Source organism: Paenibacillus amylolyticus, from assembly GCF_050990605.1.
GTDB classification, from domain to species: domain Bacteria; phylum Bacillota; class Bacilli; order Paenibacillales; family Paenibacillaceae; genus Paenibacillus; species Paenibacillus amylolyticus_H.
Window position 1 is genome coordinate 1,433,974 of the sequence record NZ_CP158832.1, and the last position, 18,264, is coordinate 1,452,237.

The window sequence follows — 18,264 nt, forward strand, 5'->3', positions numbered from 1 at the left end:
GCCATAGCTTGTGATTGCTCAGGTGTAAGGTGCCTGTTATAATTGAATGTATCGATAAACGGAAGTTTGAGGAGACTCATGCAAGATGGTGAGTCTTCTTTTTTATGCTTACAAGGAGGAATTGGTGTGCCGGATGTAGGTGGATTGAAATGGTTGTTTTTTGATGTTGGAGATACGCTGGTGGATGAATGGGAGCCGGTTGATGATATTATTGGACAGTTCGTTCGCGAAGCCTGTGCATTGGGCTATCCGGTGAAGATTGAGGCGGTGCGCGAACTGTTCGCCGACTGTTATCAGAAATATGAACAATGGCCTATGAGAGTGGCGATTCGCACATTCGTTGAAGACGAGGGACACCAGAAACAGATTCAGGACAAGCTGAAGTTTCAAAAAGATCTTGAACGTCCTTTTCCTTCAGCGGATTCCGTTCTTCAGCAGTTGTCACGGTATTATCGCATTGGCATTATTGCCAATCAGAGTCCTGGAACGGAAGAGAGACTGGAGAGTTACGGCTTGCGGAAGTATGTTGATGTTCTGGCATGTTCGGCTGAAGAAGGAGTGTCCAAGCCGGACCCTGAGTTATACGCTGTGGCCTTGAAGCAGGCCGGTTGTGAACCGGAGGAAGCCGTCATGATCGGCGATCGGATCGATAACGATATTTTACCTGCTCGGAAGCTGGGCATGCGCACGATTCGAATTATGCAGGGTTACGGAAGATTCCAGCCAGACCGATCGGATGACGAACGCGCGGATTGGACTGTGGATTCATTGGATCAACTCCTGCCGTTACTGGTGCCAAATCAGGATTAGATAATTCTTTATTAGAGTTTAACTATAGAAGGAACCATGTTGCTGTATTGCAACAATAAGGCTGATCAACTTGGGTATCGAATACCGGGGTTGATCAGCCATTTTAATATTTAGTCCATTAGAAGAGATCGAGAACGAGATTAGAACAACCGGATTGTCTGAATGATCAGATATACATTCAGCACAACGATAATCGCGGCAATGACCCATGAGATGATGTTGAGCCACAATTTGTTGGCGAATGCACCCATGCTTTTTTTATCACTTGTGAACATCACGAGGGGAATTACCGCAAAAGGCAATTGAAGCGACAGCACAACCTGGCTCAAAATGAGCAGTTCTTCTGTGCCGTGTTCTCCTGCAATTGCTGTGACAATTACTGCCGGGATGATGGCGATCAGACGTGTGACCAGTCGGCGCAGCCAAGCTGGAATTCGAATGTTCAGGAAACCTTCCATAACAATCTGTCCAGCGAGTGTACCTGTAAGGGTAGAATTCTGACCTGATGCTAACAGCGCCACACCGAACAGGATGCTTGCAACCGTTGTACCCAATAGAGGTGTCAGCAGATGGTAGGCATCTGCAATCTCGGCAACCTGCGTCATGCCTGCACTGTGAAATACAGCAGCGGATACAATCAGGATGGCTGCATTGATGAACAGGGCCAGTGTCAGAGCGATTGTAGAGTCCATGGTCGAGTACCGAATAGCTTCTTTTTTACCCTGTGGTGTCTGTTCGATCTGACGGGTCTGCACAATAGAGGAATGCAGGTACAGATTATGCGGCATCACGGTCGCTCCAATGATACCAATGGCGATATAGAGCATCGCTGGGTTTTGCAGAATCTCGACATTGGGTACAAAACCATGGAGAACACCACCCATATCCGGTTTCGCCAGGAACAGGTCAATCCCGAAGCAGAGGGCAATGGTCGCCATCAGCACAATGACGAGAGTTTCCAAGGCGCGGAAGCCTTTGTTTTGCAGCACAAGAATCAGGAGTACATCAACGGCGGTGATGATAACGCCGTACAACATGGGAATGTTAAATAACAGCTTTAGCGCGATGGCAGAACCTATGACCTCAGCCAGATCGGTGGCTGCAATGGCAAGCTCGCACAGAATCCATAACATCATGACAACAGGCATGCTGAAGCGTTCACGACAGGCTTGAGCCAGATCCCGTCCAGTGACGATTCCGAGCTTTCCAGCCAACGATTGAAGTACAACGGCCATCAGGTTCGAGAGCAGGATGACGAATAACAAGGTATACCCGAACTGCGAGCCGCCTGCGATATCTGTTGCCCAGTTCCCGGGGTCCATGTAACCTACGGCCACGAGGTATCCTGGGCCTACAAAGGCGAGGAATTTCTTCCACCACGCAGCATTCTGCGGAACTTTCATGGAATGATGTGCTTCTCCAAGGGAAGGGGCCATGCCCGCAGTAGACATTGATTCTCTTGAAGGAGCGTTGAACGGATTTTTTTTACTCATACGATAATCACCTGACTTTGGAATATTAATGCGTGACAAACCGCGCATGATATATCTAAATTTTTATGTTTATTGTTACATTGTACTCCTTCAATAATTTTTGTCTAGTGCAACTTTTATGGATTGACACAAAATTTTGGTTCTAATTTGAAGATGCCCCTTCGTTTATTACCCAACCTTAGGGAAAATTCAGCCATGGCGTTGAAATGCATGAAAATAATTAAGTTGTAAAAGCTTATAAAGATATAAAATGCGTTTCAAAATGAGCCAGAAGTTTAAATTGAAAGCAAGGCAGTTAAACTATATGGATAAGGGAGAGATTCTTAATGGAAGCTTTATATACAGCAGTAGCGACAGTTAAAGGTGGACGTACAGGTTCAGTAACTTCTTCGGATGGTGTGCTTAAGCATGATCTGAAAATGCCAAAAGAGCTTGGTGGCTCCGGTGGTGAAGGTACCAACCCTGAGCAGCTCTTCGCCGCTGGATATGGAGCATGTTATGAAAGTGCCCTTGCCAATGTAGCACGCAAAGCAGGTGTGAAATTGGAGGATGTGGTCGTTACAAGTAACGTATCCATTGGTAAAGACCCTGCGGATGACGGTTTCCAGTTGTCTGTTCGTCTAGACGTTAGTATGCCTGGTGTAGATCACAGTCAAGCAGAGGAATTGGCCCGCAAGGCGCATGAGTTCTGTCCATATTCCAAAGCGACACGTGGCAACATTGATGTTGTTTTAAACGTAGTCTAAGATTTGACTCCTGGTAAGTAAAGAGAACATATAGAGCAGGTTATCCCAGATACCTGATGTTCGTTTGAGTACAAAGCCCTGCTGGCTATCGGCAGGGTTTTGTGTTGATTATAATATAAGGGCAGGATGCAGGGGATTAGATGTCAGATCGCGTACTTTTTACATAATTGCACTCCCACTTCATGCTACACATTCCATAAAGGGGGAACGAAGATGAGTATTGAAGAGATGATTGAGCGCCGATTTGTGTGTACGAAATGCAGGGGCACGGATTGTAACATTAAGGAAGTTTCCATGTCAGGAGCAGGTCTGAGCAAGATGTTCGATATACAGCATAACCACTACCTGTTTGTGGCTTGTGCTTCCTGCGGCTATGTTGAAGTATTTGATCCGGATGTTTTGAAAGGTAAAAAACAAGGGCAGGTAGGGACGATTCTGGATATTCTGTTTGGCGGGTAGACATGCGCGAGTTGACATTGAACTGAATTTTCTTTAATATAACTTAGTACTGAGTAGTGTCATTGCATGAACCAAATTTGAATTAAACAGGTGATATCCATGTCTTATAGACCGCGTATTGCAGATTTAGAACTAGCTTATGGTAACAAGGAAGACGGATTGTACGAATTCAAAATGAATTTGGTAGACGGTACAAAATGCCGTGTATTCTACTCCCGTTCTCCGGAATGGAAGATGACCAATATCAGCCGTCTGCAGAAAACGCCATGTCCAGTATGTCGCAAAGATTTCATTTGCAAATGTATGGACCAGTGGGCAAGTGACCTGCACCAACAAATGATCGATGACCAATGGATGGAAAAGGCAATTGCTGAGTAATTGTCGGACAAGATACGAGCGTGGGCACAATGCCTGCGCTCTTTTTCTTTTATTTCCCATTAATGCGTGTTCAAAAAGACCGGTTTTCAGTACCGAGAAGATGGGATGAAGCTAGAAATGGAGTAGCGGAGCGTAGGGAGAACTACGTGAGCAACTACAATGTTTCCGAAGGAAACATACCTCGTAAGCCTCCCGCTTATTTCGGCTGAATTCCATATTCGATGCTGATGATGCCAGCAGGCATCCTTCGTAATCAAAAGCGGACTTTTTGAACTACCTCTAGAAATAAATTTAGAATTAGTGAACAAAAAGGCTCAGATTGGGTAAGTTACTCTAATCGCAACAATTAGGAGGCAGCCAATATGACAGCAATTCAAACGGATGTGCATCAGGGACATCCCATCGTACTGGTGGATGGCGTCTGTCACTTCTGCCAGGGCTTAACCAAATGGATTATCAAACGTGACCCGGAAGGGAAATATCATTTTGCCTCGCTCCAATCGGATGTAGCCAAGGCGTTGCTAGTGAAGGGTAATCTGTCAACAGACAGTATGGATACTTTTGTTCTGATTGAAAATGGAAAATACTATACACGTTCAACCGCCGCACTGCGATTGGCTAAAGGTCTGAAGTTTCCTTATCCATTATTATATGTGTTCATTGTTGTACCGAAATTTATTCGCAATGCAGTCTATAACTGGGTTGCTCGCAACCGTTATCGCTGGTTTGGCAAGGATGAAGCATGCATGTTGCCTACACCGGAGATCAAAGATCGATTTTTATGATTAATAACGGAAATAATTGGGTAATGACTACAGATCATATCTAATTTGGGAGGACAACAATTTGAAGAAGTGGACTACATTATTTATCGGGGCATTATTAGCAGTAAGCTTGGCAGCATGCGGTAACGACACAGACAATACAGCAACGCCGCCAGCCACTAACAACGAAACATCCAACGAGGGCAATACACCTGCGGAGCAGGAAACAAAGATCCCTACCTTGGACGAATTGATTACCAAAACCAATGCAGCAACGAAAGAAATGAAAAGCTTCACCACTGAAGCAAACATTGATCAGAATCTGAAACTGGATGCTGGTGAACAGTCCCAGGATCAACAGGTTAAAACATCGCTCAAGATGGATATTATCAAAGATCCAATGATGATCTATCAAGAGATGAATATGGAAATGTCGGGACAGGAAGCTCAGAACGTGAAGCAGTATATCACTTCGGATAAAATCTACTCCCAAGTTGGGGACCAATGGGTTGCGATTCCTGAAGCTCAAACTGCTGCATTGATTGAGCAGATGGAAGCAAGCATGAATCCGGAAGGTGAATTAGAGCAATTCAAAAAGATCGAAGAAGATACTGAAGTAACCGAAGAAGGCAACAATTATGTAATTAACGCTGACGTATCCGGCGATAATGTAAAAGAGTTGGCCAAAGCCGTAATGGAGCAAAATGGATCGGATGCTCAGATGCAAGCGATGCTGGATCAGATGAATATCACCAGCATGAAGATGAAATACATGATCAACAAAGAAACGTATTTGCCGGCAGGTACGGATGTAACCATGGTCATGGAGATGGAACAGAATGAACAGAAAATGACGATGGACATGAAGATGACCAGTACGTTCTCCAACCATGATCAAGTGGAAGAGATCAAGATTCCACAAGAAGCATTGGATAGCGCTAAGTAATTTGGTTATGACAAGTGATACGTTGAAGATGAACTCAATGCTCTAAGGGAGCATCAATGCATATCGTTTGCAGCACCTCTGAACTGGATCTGTGTGAGCCGTGAGGCTTAGCGGATCAGAGTCAGGGGTGTTTCTTTTTAGTGGAGACTATGATCAAGGTTCAAGGTGTTATAGTATAGTCATGTATAATTAGAGAGGGGATATACAAGATGATTGAATATGCACACATCCACCATGTTAGTTTGGCTGTACGTGATCTGGAAGTTGCGAAAAAATTCTATTCGGGGTTACTGGGAATGCAGGAGATTGAACGTCCGGCTTTTCGCTCCACAGGTACATGGTATGCCATCGGTAGCCAGCAGCTTCATCTGTTACAGCACCCGGAGGGTCACACGTTGCGGGAAGCTGGTATTGATACTACAGACGGCCACTTTGCGATCTGGGTCACCAGTTATTCAGAGACTATAGCATGGCTGGAGCAGCAGGGAATTGAGTATGAAGCGAGACCTGACAGTGTGGCTGGATTCGCACAGATTTTTGTACTTGATCCGGATCGTAACATTATTGAGTTTGATTCACCCTATGAATCCTAAGGATGAAAGGTTAGAATAAATCCCTTGCTCCCCCAGAAATTGTATGCTATATTATCCATACATTCATAGCACGTGACGGAAGCACCGTCCATATACTGCATATTCATGCGGTTATTGGACGGTGCTTTTTTGTGCTTTTTGACAGGGAGGGAAGGGGAATTTGATTGTACTGAAGGTTGTTCTGGTTTCAAAGGATAGAGATTACATTAGCGCATGGCTGGATTATGTGCAGGGGAATTCGTCTGGTCTTCATGTGCGTTTCACGGCATTCTCCCAGGGGGATTCCTTCCGGGAGCATATGAATGAGCGAGAAGGTCGGGAATTACCAGATCTGGTTATTGCGGAACCGGAGTTTCTGAATGACTGGCTTAATAACGGGGGAGAAGGATCAGGTGTACCTTGGCTAATGCTGAGTGAAGGCATGGAAGAGGTGGAAGAGGCCAAGCGGCTGATGAAATACCAACCCTTGCCTGCTTTACTGGATGCTGTGATGCATGCCTGCCGGCAACCACGCCGCAAGAAGGTACACCATCCGGGCCAAGAAACTCTCTCCCTCGGTGTAGTATCCGCTTCGGGTGGAAGTGGCAAAACAGCGGTAGCCCTGCATATGGCGAAGCAACTGGGACTCGCAGGATATGCTGTTCTTTATCTGAATCTGGAGACGCTGGACAGTACGCTCCCTTTTCTGGAAAAGGGACTAACTAGAAGTGGGCAGCGCCAGCCTGATGCGGAGACGGGATTGTCACGCCTGTTATACGATCTGAAGGTGGGCAGAAAGGAATCCGGCAAGCAGTTACAGGCACTATTGAAAGGCGTGGATGAATATGTGGTCCGGCATGAAGCACTGAAAGCCGATGTGTTCTGGCCATTATCGAATCGGAAAGAACTGTTGCAAATGACTCGTGAAGATACATCGAATCTGCTTCGTTATTTAACGGATTGTGGACAATATGACGTGCTGATTCTGGATGGGGATTCCGGTTGGGATGGGCGTAGTGAAGGGGTGCTTGATACAGCAGATGCATTTGTGTGGCTGGTTGAGGATGATATATCCGCCATGCATCGATGGGGACAATGGTTACAGCATGCTGAACGTACGAAGCCAGATCTGTACGAAAGTATGTTGGAGCGTTCACGCTTTGTGGTTAACAAATATCGGGACAATGTTGTCAATGCACTCCCGCGCCCTAGTCTGCATCTGGATGCAGTGTTGCCCTATATCCCTTCCTGGAAGCAGCTTAGTCAGGAAGAAGTCATGCTTAGTTCTCCGATTTTCCAACGTGAAGTGAAGAGATTATGTGCCATGCTGGTACAAGATGGCGAAGAAGAATTGAAGCAAACGGGACGAATTCAGAATCAGGATCGGTGGGCACTATGACGGATTCAACCCATAGAATACTGGATCGTGAAGAACAGTTTCAGATGATGCGCAGGGAAATCAGGGCTGGGCTCGATTTAACCTCTTCAGCAGGAGATGATGAACTGTGGAAGGGGATAGAACGCAAAGTTCTCACCGACCCGAAGCTGGATGATCTGACCTCAGGAGAGCGTCATACGCTGGTACAGCGATTGTTTGACTCCTTTCGTGGATTGGATATTTTGCAGCCGCTCGTGGATCATCCCGATATTACCGAGATTATGATTAATAGTCACAAGGAAATTTTTGTGGAGCAGGAAGGTGAAGTCAGTCAGATCACCCTTGAATTTGAGTCCAGGGAACGGCTCGAGGATATTATTCAGATGATTGTGTCCGGGGTAAACCGGATTGTGAATGAGTCTTCGCCAATCGTGGATGCCCGGTTAAAGGATGGTTCGCGGGTGAATATCGTGTTGCCTCCCATTGCCTTGAAAGGCCCCACGATGACGATTCGTAAATTCCCCAGTGAGCCAATGAAGATGTCCGATCTGATTGAAAAGGGAGCCCTGCATCAAGAAGCGGCAGAATTATTGCAGCAGTTGGTACGGAGCAAATACAACATCTTCATTGGAGGAGGGACTGGATCGGGAAAAACGACCTTTCTGAACGCATTATCCCAGTTTATCCCTGCCGATGAGCGGATCATTACCATTGAGGATTCGGCTGAGCTGAAGATTGTTACGGTACCTAATCTGGTATCTCTGGAAACGCGGAATGCCAATACCGAAGGCAAGGGGCAGATATCCATTCGTGATCTGATCAAGTCTTCCTTACGGATGCGTCCGAATCGGATTGTGATTGGTGAGGTAAGGGGTGCAGAAGCGCTGGATATGTTACAGGCCATGAACACAGGTCATGATGGATCTTTGTCAACCGGGCATGCGAATACCATCTCGGACATGATTAGCAGACTGGAAACGATGGTACTCAGCGGTGCGGATCTTCCCATTGCGGTTGTAAGGCAGCAGATTAGTTCAGCAATCGATATTTTTGTACATCTGTCCCGGCTACGAGATCGCTCACGGCGGGTGACAGAGATTAGTGAAGTAATTGGCATGCAGAACGGTGCGGTTTTGCTGAATCCATTGTTTCGTTTCCAGGAACAAGAAGAGCGTGAAGGCAAAATTATTGGTGGACTAGTACAGGTTGGGAAGTTGATTCAGGTGGATAAAATTCAGATGGCTGGGCTCGGGGAATGGCTGGATGGATACATAGAACAATATAGTGTTGAACCAGATTCATCAGATAACAACGTGAATTAAAGTTATTGGAAGGTGATTACTGTTGGGTGAAGCCAGACAGATGTTGACGGATTACACCGTATATACGCTTTCCCGAAGACAACGAATAGTCTGTATGCTGATTAGCGGTCTGCTGTTTTTTGGCATCGGAATTCTGTTCTACCATCGCTGGTTGGCTGGAGCAATACTGGCTGCGGGTTGCATATGGGTACCAAAACATTGGACTAAAGTGCTGCTGGAAAGAAAAAGAATGACACTCAGTTTACATTTTAAGCAAGCGTTATATGCATTATCTTCGGCACTTGCCGCAGGAAAATCGGTGGAAAATGGATTCAAGGAGTCCGTGGAGGATCTACGGATGTTGAACCCGGAAGCGGATACCGATCTGATTCGTGAGTTCACGATATTGCGGACACGGATGGAGTATGGACAACCGATTGAAGAAGCACTACAGGATTTCTCGGATCGGGCGCAGATTGAGGATATTACGAATTTTTCAGATGTGTTCATTACGTGCAAACGAACTGGCGGGGATCTGGTTGAAGTCGTGCGCCGCACCTCGGCTGTTATAGGGGAAAAGCTGGATATTCAGCAGGATATTATGGTCGCAGTGGCGCAGAAAAAATTTGAATCCAAGGTCATGTTTGCCGCACCTTTTATTTTTCTGATTTTTCTGAATTTGACCGCAAAGGACTTTATGGAGCCATTGTATAGCGGGATGGGACATCTTATCTCTACTGGTGCACTTGCAGTGTTGGCCTGCTGTTATCTGTGGATTAATCGCATTATGGATATCAAAGTATAAGGAGCTGAAACGATGCTGCTTCCGGTTATAGTCGCAGGGATGCTCGGAGCGGGATGGCTGGTGCTGGATCGAACCCGGGGGCAGACCTATAAGCATCTGCGCAAGCTGGATATGGAAGGATTACGATTGAAGAAATTGCATGGCCCCTTCCTGTTTATATTGGACAAGTTTGAGATTGGACGCAGATTGCCTGTGCTCATGTTTCGAATGCAACATGCCATCCAGAAAATGTACGGCATACAGCACAGTGGGGAGAAAACGATGCTCTATTGTGCTGAAATGTTAACCTATACGTGGCTTATGTTACTGGTAGGTTGTCTGTTAACACTTGTTGGAGATATGGGCATCGGAGGTATGGTGGGTGGACTGGCGTTAGGAATAGCTTTGCCTTTTGCACTCTATAAAGACCTTAATACCAAGGTTCAGCGGAGAGATCAGGACATTCTTATGGAGCTACCGGAGCTGTTAAATCGAATTGTTCTGCTGGTTGGTGCAGGCGAGACCGTTCAGCGTGCCATCGTCCACTGTGTCACAAGCCAGGGGGAACGGGATCATCCGCTGTACAACGAACTCAGAAAGACCGTGGGAGATTGGAATAATGGTTATTCGTTTCAACAATCTTTTGAACAGTTCAGCCGCCGCTGTGGCGTGCAGGAAGTGACCATTTTTACGACAACGGTGCTGCTGAATTTCCGGCGTGGGGGAGGTGACTTTGTATTGGCGCTGCGGGATCTGTCACATGTGTTGTGGGAGAAACGCAAGGCTGTAAGTCGAGCGAAGGGAGAACAGGCTTCTTCCAAACTGGTGTTTCCGATGGTACTTATCTTTTTTACGATTGTGGTCATGATCGGGGCACCTGCTTTTATGATGATGAATATGTAGGAGGAATTGGAATGATCGAAGTGTTGAAAAACAAGGTAAACGCATTTTGGAAAGAAGAGGACGGACTCGGCACATTGGAGCTGATTCTTATTATCGGGGTTATTATCATTATTGCTTTGATCTTTAAAGACCAAATAACGGCACTAATCAAGTCTCTTCTTAGCAAAGTGGATACAAAAAGTAATGAATTTTTCCCGGGTTAACAGGCTGAAGAAGGAAGAAGGGAGCTTCACCGTTGAAGCCTCCCTGATCTTCCCTGTCGTGCTGTTTATTCTTGTGTTATTGCTCTTTTTCACCATGTACATGTATCAAAAGACATTCCTGAATCAACACGCCTATGCAGCTTCCGAACGTGCAGCTTATAGCTGGGACAACAGCCACAAACAGACTATGACGGGTGAATTTGTCGCTGGAGAACATGACAATCTGTACTGGAGACTGACGGATGATCGTATGCTTGGAGCACTGTTTGGCTGGGCGGGAGCGGATAATCAGGTTAGCATACCTGTACCTGCTGGTGAAGGGGGAAGTCTCTCAGAACAGAAATTAGCACAAGCGGTTCAACATATGCCCTCAGCCATGAAGGGCACGGTTGAGTATCAGAATTCTCTGATTCAGCGGAAAGTAACAACCAAGCTGGAACAAGTGATCTCTTTGCCTCTGCCTTCTTTTTTGTTCGATTCTGGTAACCGTGTGCTGACCCAAGGATCATCTGCAGTTGTTGAACCGGTCGAATTCATTCGAACGGTAGATCTGGTCCGTTATTACGCAGCCAAGTTTAAAGGCAAAGGCGGAGAAGCCGCGAGTACTGCCGCGGAAGCAGGACAGGTTGTGCAGCATTTTGGCAAAAGCAAAAAGTGAGAAAAGGAGGAGGGCGGAGCTGTTTAGAAAAAAAGATGGTGAGTTGGGAGCCGTAACCCTTTTTTTAATATTAATCTTAGCCGGAGTTTATATGTTTGTCGCGATATTCATTGATTATGCTCGTATAGCAGCATTCAAGGTGCAGACCGAACGAATGACTCATGCTGCGATGAGATCGGTCATGTCAGCCTATGACACCTCACTACGGGAGTATGGTTTATTCGGGTATGGTGACAGCAGTGGGGATGCGATTATGGCTAAAGTGTTGAATGATAGCGTGAAGCCTTCATCTGTAAAAGATGGATTCCCCATTCTGGATATCCAGTGGGATACAACTACGCTGAGCATGGAGCGTGAACTGGGCAGATACGATATATTTAATCGCCAGATTCAGGAGGATATGAAGTATCGGGCCCCGGTTGATTTTACCCTTGAAGTGATCAATCGGTTCAAACCGATGTCAGACGAGATGAAGGAAGCCGCGCACACGGTAGACTTGCTGAAGAAATTACAGAAGTTATATGACAAACGTGAAGAGCTGTTGGATGAAGCCATTGCCAATCAGGTGGAATCCGCTGAGAAGCTGAAAAATCTTCCGAAGTTGATCATGGACCCGCCCTCACAGGCCATCTATGAAGAAATGTTGGAAGAAACACCAGAGACAGCTGCCGAGGCAGCGGCACGTTACGCAGATTATCTGAACAAGAAACAGGCGGATGAGGGATTGCCGTTGAGAGAGCAACAATACATATTGGAACTGGCTCGTTATCGGACTGGTGTTGGTAATGTGGTGACAGGCATCAGCATGATCATACAACCGGCGTTACAGTCCCATCAAACGAAGCTGGAGGAGGCACAGTCCAAGATCGAAGAAGCACGCAAGATCAATGAGGAAATGAAACGTGTGATCGCGGAGGGGGAGAACCGTTCGGAGAATGCCAGTTACGACAACGTGGGCAATTCGAATCTGCCTGGAACGAGTCCTCCATCTACAGGATCAGGTACTGAAGCCAAAAGTGCACGTTCTCTTGCTTCGGAGCTTGTGAGGGCAGATAGCCTGTTTGACCAGTTGAAGGCACGAGTGCTTTCCCAGAATTCGGACTTCTCTAACGTTAGAAGAGACAACATGGAATTGAATACACAGCTTCGCAGCGTCACGGGTATGAGTGGTGTTCCGATTAAACCTGCGGTCAGACAGGCAAGTCAGGTAACGGAACGATATATGGACACCTATGTGCGCAGCGGTCCTGCCAACCTCATCCAACAGAGTAAGCAACAGCTGGAGAGTGGTCGTGGGTCGGATGCCCAGCGCAAAGCAAATGACAAAGAATCCAAAGGAAAACTAAAGGAAGTTAAACGAATCTTGTCGCAGATTCAGAATGGAAGTTCAGGTGCCATGGACGCTTTCAAACAGCTGGAGGAATATTACCACGCTAACATTGCGTTTAACGAGGCTAGTCGTGAGGAAGCCAAAAAAGCAGAGATTGCTGGTGATCCCTATGAATCTGGTGGCGAGGCCATGAAGGGAATGGACAATTTGTTTGGCGGAATGTCAGGTTTGCTGGATAGTCTTGGCGACGAATTGTTCCAGAATGAATACGCTCTAGCCTACTTCAACTCCATGGATTTTGGGCAACTATTTACCTGGACTGAAGGTGGTGGAGATGCGGGTGATGTCTTTAAACTGGAGAATCAGGAACTGGAGTATATCGTGTACGGGTTCCATAATCCATCGGGTAACATCGCTGCGGCGTATTCGGAAATCTTTGGGATGCGGCTGGCTATTCGAACCGCAGAAGGATTAATTGAGCACAGCAAGCTGGGGAATCCGCTTTTGGTTTTATCGGCAGCCATCTTATACGGAATTACAAACGCTATTGCGGATATGGTGAAACTTGCAAAAGAGGGCAGTGTGGAATTGTCCAAATATATCAAAGTCAAATTGACGTACAGGGACCATCTTCGATTGTTCCTCTTGATGCACAGCAATAATGAACGCAAAATGTCCAGAATGCTGGTGTTAATTCGATTGAATACGGGTGTGAACCCAGATGAGAAACAGACATACGCTTCGGGTAACATGCGCAGCAGCATCAAGCTGTGGTTTTTGCCAGGGGTGGTTAGAAGCATCGGTGCAGTTATGGGAAATGCGGACCAGGTTGAAAATGGGCGATATTTCATTGAGCGGAAGGCAGATTATTCCTATTGAATGATCAGGATCGTTTCGGTGGAGGGATTATGGATAAGCAGCAACAATATGAAAAAGAAAGCACACAATTACAAATTCGTTTAACCAGAATAATCAGATTGCAACGTTTGAAGTCTCTGAATAAGCGGATATGTTCTCCGAAAAAGGAACAGGGCAGCATGGTGCTGGAAGCATCACTGGTCTTACCTGTTTTTCTGTTTTTTATCATGTTTCTCATCTTCATTGTGCAAATGACTCTAATCTCCACAGCGCTGCAGAGCACAGCAGGAGAAGCGGTAAAGCAGTTATCAACGAAAATATATCCCGTTTCCCTTGCATTCACACCTTCTGATTCTGCCGGAGGTGAAGGCTCTGGAGGAGGGTGGAAGATACCGGAGTTGTCTCTGACGGAATGGGCAGAAGGTTATGCTTCTTCTCTGCCCGAGCCATTAAGTGATTGGGTACGTTCAGCAGCGGCCAGTGGTGAACAACCACTACAGGAGATCAAGACATCCGTCTTGGAAACCGTACTTGATCCCACGGTAAAACCGCTGCTTCAACCATTTATCGAGCCAACGCTGCTGAATATGGAGCGTGTTCATGTGAATGGTATTTCGATACCTGATCTCAAAAACAAAACAAATCCATATTTCCGACTTGAACTGAGTTATGAATTACCTATAAAAGTCCCATTTCTCAGTAAACCGCTTCGGATACAGGCTGCTGCGGCAGAACGGGTATGGATTGGAGATACCGGAGAAGGATCAGATAGCAGTGCAGGAGACGAGGATACTGCGGGTTCAGCAACGGTACTGTCGAAGCCTGACCCGGCATACATAGGCAACAATGCAACGATCAAGGTGAAGGTAGAACCAGGAGCGACCGCCAACTTAACGATATTTTACAAGTCAGGTGAAAGTTCTGCGAAACACATCGGATGGGCCACCGCAGATGAGAATGGAATAATTGAATGGACCTGGTTTGTTGGCACTCGGACAACAGAAGGAACATGGAGTTTTGTTGTCGAGACAGGGGACGGTGCCAAGACGGAGACTACGTTTACCGTGGCCTCCAGAAAATAAGGAAGGGGATGATGGAGGTGGAGTGGTTTTATATTGCCTGTTGCATATACGTTATTGCAGCTTTTATTACCGATATTCGTTCCATGAAGATTCCAAATCGATTGACTTTACCCGTGACGGTTGCAGGCGTATTGGCCCACATCATATGGGCAGGTTGGGATGGTTTCTTGTTCTCAGCGGCTGGATTTGCAGCAGGTTTTGGTATTTTGTTTCTGATGTATGCGATTGGCGCAGTAGGGGCAGGAGATGTGAAATTGTTTGGTGGGATTGGCGCATGGACGGGATTTGCTTTTGGCATTCATGTGATTATTTATTCCGTTTTGTATGCAGGAGCCATTGGTTTATTGATACTTCTATTCCGCAAGGACTCAGCGAAACGGATTCGAGGCATGGCAGGAAATCTTGCGGGGTTCTTCATGTTGGGTTCCCTCAAGTTGCTGAATAAAGAGAAGACATTGAAGTTTCCATTTATGCTGGCGGTGTTACCTGGATTTATCACTGTGCTTGTCTCAGGACTCTTCCCTTGATATCAGGAGTCTGGAAAACGTTAAGATAACAGTGATCGAAGATAGCACTACAATTGGAGTGGCAGAGTGTATCATATTGTAACTCAACTTATATCAACTAAACTTTTTACACATGAACGGAGAGGACGGAAAAAACCTGAAGAAGCGGAGCTAAAAGCTTTCTGAAAGAAAGCTGCATCGGAAGCATGTGCTTCGCCTTTATCCCCGGATTTCTCCCTTTATAGAAGGGAATCAAGAAATCTGGGGATAACAGCGATCGGAAGGTTGTTCCGTCATCGTAGTGCCCAGTGTAACTTTCTTTAGTTGAACCTATACAGCAACGGAAAGAGAGGATTGGCATGTATGGATTAACGAGAGATTTTATTCGTAACGGCGGAGCGTTTATGGTTTTGGAGAAAGAGGACGGCTTGCGAATGGAGGAATTGAGCCGGGTACAAATGGGGATGTTGTCGTCCAATCAGATTCCGCGACTTCTTCCTGTTCATATTCGGGAAGTCGATCGAAATGTAACTTTGCAGTACGACATATCAGGGTACAAAATGTTATCTCAGATGCTAAAGTCAAGCAAAATCAAATTGCGTGTTCTGTATGGTTTGCTGTTCCAACTAGCTGATGCCTTTACGGAATGCCGACAATATATGCTGGAGCCACGTAAATTATTGATCCAGGAAGAGTACTTGTTCATCAACGGTTCATTCGAACAGGGTGAGCTTGGGATGGTCTATGTACCAATCATGGATACAGTTGAAGTTGATCCAACGCCTCAGCAATTCCGTGAGCTTGTGATCAGGCTGATGGCACATGTACAGGAACTGCAGGGAGAAGGCATTCAGCGTGTTCTGCAGTTATGTGACAACGAACGTTGGGATATCAGACAGTTGCGAGAGCTTCTGCTGGAATTATATGCTGACGAGCAAGAGAATGGAGGAAGCGCAGCATTTCTCTCGTCCAGAACTTCGGAAACCTTCGATGCTTCAAGAGGTGATCTTCATTCGTCGATTCCTGAGCGAGATAGCAGGCCAGCCCTTGGTAATTTTCGGCCATATCAACCCGGTGCTCCTGTTCAAAACGCTGCTGTGGAGCCTGGGCTAAATTTTCGTCAGACGCAGAAGAAAACAAGTGAATCCGTAGTGGAAGACTTTCCGGTGAGATCTCGAACCTTTTCAGGCAGGCGCTCACCTGAGCAATCTTCATTAGAGAGCTTAAACAGCTTGGATAAAAGACGAAGTAACACGTATGCTTCTGATTCGATAGAGGCTGTTGATATGGAAGTAGAGGAAAAGCCCGGAACTTCCAAAGTAACCTATATCATACTGGGCTGCATGGTTGCGATGGCATTGGTATGGAGATTTATTTACATGGAGCAACCGGGACAGATGCAGATGATCCTGTGCATGTTACTAAGCCTTGGCTTGCTTGGTGTAGCAGGATGGACGTGGAAGCGCAAGGGGAATTCTCAGAATGACGCTGAGAACAAGCGGTCTTTTTCATTCAATTTAGGTAAGCATAAAGGGAAGCAAACCGAAGATGAAGAGGAACCATTTCAGGAAAGTTGGCGCTGGAATACAGCTGATAGGAAGGAGGAACGTGTAAACCAAACGGTTGCATCCGCCTCGGAAGGTGGGAGCGAGCATTCCCGCTACCAAAGTCTGCATATGACACCTGAACATTCCGAACCACCGTTCGTTCAGCGCCATTTGGAAACGGCAGTTTCAACTTCAGAGCTAATTCGACATGACGCAGTTGCAGAAGCAACCGTGAATTTGCAGAATCTGGCTAAAGGTAACTTTACAGGGGAAAGCCCGGTGATGGCGTCTTATTATCTTGAACGAAGATCTGGAAGCAGTGACCAACATGAACGGATGGATGTACAAGGTACATCTTTTGTCATCGGAAGATCGGCAGACATGGTTCAGTGGGTGGACACAGCGACCGGCGTGTCCCGTGCTCATGTGGAATTGAGCCGGAACAAATCGGGCTATGTGATTAAGGATCTGGGTTCCGTCAATGGAACCATTCTTCAGGGCGATATTCTTGCTCCGTATAAGGAGTATCCATTGGCGGATGGAGACACATTTACACTTGCGGAATCAGTCTACACTTATCGGTCGGTTGGATAAGACATAGTTCAATCAGTCAGATAAGCCGCGATGCTTCAGATCTTCCAGTGCCTGTGTTAAGGTAGGGAAGGTGAATTGGAATCCGTGGTCGAGTGCTTTTCGCGGAATGACTTTCTGCCCCTGAAGCAGAACAACGGACAGCTCTCCAACTACGGTTTTGATCAAAAAACCGGGTACGGGGAACCAGTGTGGGCGATGATAGACCTTGCCGACCGTACGACCAAATTCATCATTGGTAACCGGATTCGGGGAGGAAGCATTGACCGGACCCGACACTTGTTTATTCTGAATGGTAAAATCAATGAGTCTTACGATATCCATAATGTGTATCCAGCTGGTCCATTGCTTGCCACTGCCGATCTTGCCGCCAAAACCCAACATATACGGGAGTTTCATCAATGGAAATGCACCTTTTTTATGTCCGAGTACTAAACTTACCCGAATTTTAACGAGTCTTACATTTTTGATTGCATCTGCAGCAACTTCCCATTGTTCCGAGACCCGAGACGGGAAATTCATTGATTTTTGCGGACTGTTCTCGTCAAAGGTTTCGTTAGGGGAGGTTCCATAGATGGCCATGGCAGAAGCCTGAACGACCACTTCCGGCTTTTGCTTCAGGGTTTCTACCAATCGGGCTACCCGCGCTACGGTCGTGACTCTGGATTCAACAATCTCCAGCTTCGCCCTGGTTGTCCAGCGTTGATTCAGCGTTTCTCCGGCAAGGTTAACGAGAGCGTCCATACCTTCCAGCAAGTGAGGTTGTTCTTCGACTTGTTCCCACGAAATATATGTAAGATTTTTACTTGGATTATGCAAGTCAGGCAGTTTTCGTGTAATAACTTTCACATGGTGCCCGGCTTGCAGCCAATAATCTACAAGTGCTCCTCCTACAAATCCGGTACCCCCACAAATGGCAATTTTCATATCAAACATCCTCTCTGTATTTTCACTG

The 18,264-nt window shown here is 46.3% G+C and carries 19 protein-coding genes; 17 read left to right on the forward strand and 2 right to left on the reverse strand.

From position 1 onward, the window contains the following. Window positions 1-126 precede the first annotated feature (126 nt). Window positions 127-810: an HAD family hydrolase gene (locus ABTV53_RS06400; protein ID WP_433751718.1), complete on the forward strand. Its 684-nt coding sequence runs from the start codon at window positions 127-129 to the stop codon at window positions 808-810. A 140-nt stretch (window positions 811-950) separates the two neighbouring features. Here ABTV53_RS06400 and ABTV53_RS06405 read toward each other — a convergent pair whose 3' ends face one another. Continuing rightward, window positions 951-2,246 carry an Nramp family divalent metal transporter gene (locus tag ABTV53_RS06405; RefSeq protein ID WP_433754090.1) on the reverse strand — a complete coding sequence of 432 codons (1,296 nt, stop codon included), beginning with the start codon at window positions 2,244-2,246 and terminating at the stop codon, window positions 951-953. 383 nt (window positions 2,247-2,629) lie between these two features. Between ABTV53_RS06405 and ABTV53_RS06410 the strand changes: the two genes are divergently transcribed. The 16 genes from ABTV53_RS06410 (at window position 2,630) to ABTV53_RS06485 (ending at window position 17,312) form a co-directional block, all read left to right on the forward strand. Beyond that, on the forward strand, window positions 2,630-3,049 hold the full coding sequence (locus tag ABTV53_RS06410; RefSeq protein WP_433751720.1) for an organic hydroperoxide resistance protein: 420 nt from the start codon (window positions 2,630-2,632) through the stop codon (window positions 3,047-3,049). A gap of 213 nt (window positions 3,050-3,262) precedes the next feature. Further along, window positions 3,263-3,508: a zinc ribbon domain-containing protein gene (locus ABTV53_RS06415; protein WP_036610816.1), complete on the forward strand. Its 246-nt coding sequence runs from the start codon at window positions 3,263-3,265 to the stop codon at window positions 3,506-3,508. A gap of 99 nt (window positions 3,509-3,607) precedes the next feature. After that, on the forward strand, window positions 3,608-3,886 hold the full coding sequence (locus tag ABTV53_RS06420; protein ID WP_253431871.1) for a hypothetical protein: 279 nt from the start codon (window positions 3,608-3,610) through the stop codon (window positions 3,884-3,886). 362 nt (window positions 3,887-4,248) lie between these two features. After that, the gene (locus ABTV53_RS06425) at window positions 4,249-4,671 is read left to right on the forward strand and encodes a thiol-disulfide oxidoreductase DCC family protein (protein ID WP_433751722.1); all 423 of its coding nucleotides are present in this window, start codon (window positions 4,249-4,251) and stop codon (window positions 4,669-4,671) included. A gap of 61 nt (window positions 4,672-4,732) precedes the next feature. Beyond that, entirely contained in the window at window positions 4,733-5,596 is an 864-nt protein-coding gene (locus tag ABTV53_RS06430; protein ID WP_433751724.1) for a DUF6612 family protein, read from the forward strand. Between the two features lie 209 nt (window positions 5,597-5,805). Continuing rightward, window positions 5,806-6,189, forward strand: coding sequence for a VOC family protein (locus ABTV53_RS06435; protein WP_433751726.1), 384 nt, complete (start codon window positions 5,806-5,808; stop codon window positions 6,187-6,189). A gap of 160 nt (window positions 6,190-6,349) precedes the next feature. Next, window positions 6,350-7,567, forward strand: coding sequence for a ParA family protein (locus ABTV53_RS06440; protein ID WP_433751728.1), 1,218 nt, complete (start codon window positions 6,350-6,352; stop codon window positions 7,565-7,567). Further along, window positions 7,564-8,868 (forward strand): CpaF family protein, encoded by a 1,305-nt coding sequence (locus ABTV53_RS06445; RefSeq protein WP_433751730.1) that lies wholly within the window; start codon window positions 7,564-7,566, stop codon window positions 8,866-8,868. Before ABTV53_RS06440 ends, ABTV53_RS06445 begins: the two co-directional genes overlap by 4 nt. A gap of 40 nt (window positions 8,869-8,908) precedes the next feature. Further along, window positions 8,909-9,652, forward strand: coding sequence for a type II secretion system F family protein (locus ABTV53_RS06450; protein WP_433754092.1), 744 nt, complete (start codon window positions 8,909-8,911; stop codon window positions 9,650-9,652). Between the two features lie 12 nt (window positions 9,653-9,664). Then, window positions 9,665-10,534 carry a type II secretion system F family protein gene (locus ABTV53_RS06455; RefSeq protein WP_433751731.1) on the forward strand — a complete coding sequence of 290 codons (870 nt, stop codon included), beginning with the start codon at window positions 9,665-9,667 and terminating at the stop codon, window positions 10,532-10,534. Between the two features lie 11 nt (window positions 10,535-10,545). Beyond that, window positions 10,546-10,737, forward strand: coding sequence for a Flp1 family type IVb pilin (locus ABTV53_RS06460; protein ID WP_433751733.1), 192 nt, complete (start codon window positions 10,546-10,548; stop codon window positions 10,735-10,737). Beyond that, window positions 10,718-11,395, forward strand: a complete 678-nt coding sequence (locus tag ABTV53_RS06465; protein WP_433751735.1) for a TadE/TadG family type IV pilus assembly protein — start codon at window positions 10,718-10,720, stop codon at window positions 11,393-11,395. The genes ABTV53_RS06460 and ABTV53_RS06465 overlap by 20 nt, the downstream gene beginning before the upstream one ends. 91 nt (window positions 11,396-11,486) lie before the next feature. Next, the gene (locus ABTV53_RS06470) at window positions 11,487-13,604 is read left to right on the forward strand and encodes a hypothetical protein (protein ID WP_433751737.1); all 2,118 of its coding nucleotides are present in this window, start codon (window positions 11,487-11,489) and stop codon (window positions 13,602-13,604) included. A gap of 29 nt (window positions 13,605-13,633) precedes the next feature. Then, entirely contained in the window at window positions 13,634-14,665 is a 1,032-nt protein-coding gene (locus ABTV53_RS06475; RefSeq protein WP_433751739.1) for a pilus assembly protein, read from the forward strand. Between the two features lie 11 nt (window positions 14,666-14,676). Beyond that, window positions 14,677-15,192 carry an A24 family peptidase gene (locus ABTV53_RS06480; protein ID WP_433754093.1) on the forward strand — a complete coding sequence of 172 codons (516 nt, stop codon included), beginning with the start codon at window positions 14,677-14,679 and terminating at the stop codon, window positions 15,190-15,192. A 338-nt stretch (window positions 15,193-15,530) separates the two neighbouring features. Then, window positions 15,531-17,312 carry a DUF6382 domain-containing protein gene (locus ABTV53_RS06485; protein ID WP_433751741.1) on the forward strand — a complete coding sequence of 594 codons (1,782 nt, stop codon included), beginning with the start codon at window positions 15,531-15,533 and terminating at the stop codon, window positions 17,310-17,312. A gap of 12 nt (window positions 17,313-17,324) precedes the next feature. Here the strand turns inward: ABTV53_RS06485 and ABTV53_RS06490 are convergent, their stop codons facing one another. Beyond that, entirely contained in the window at window positions 17,325-18,236 is a 912-nt protein-coding gene (locus ABTV53_RS06490) for a TIGR01777 family oxidoreductase (RefSeq protein ID WP_433751742.1), read from the reverse strand. Between the last annotated feature and the right edge of the window lie 28 nt (window positions 18,237-18,264).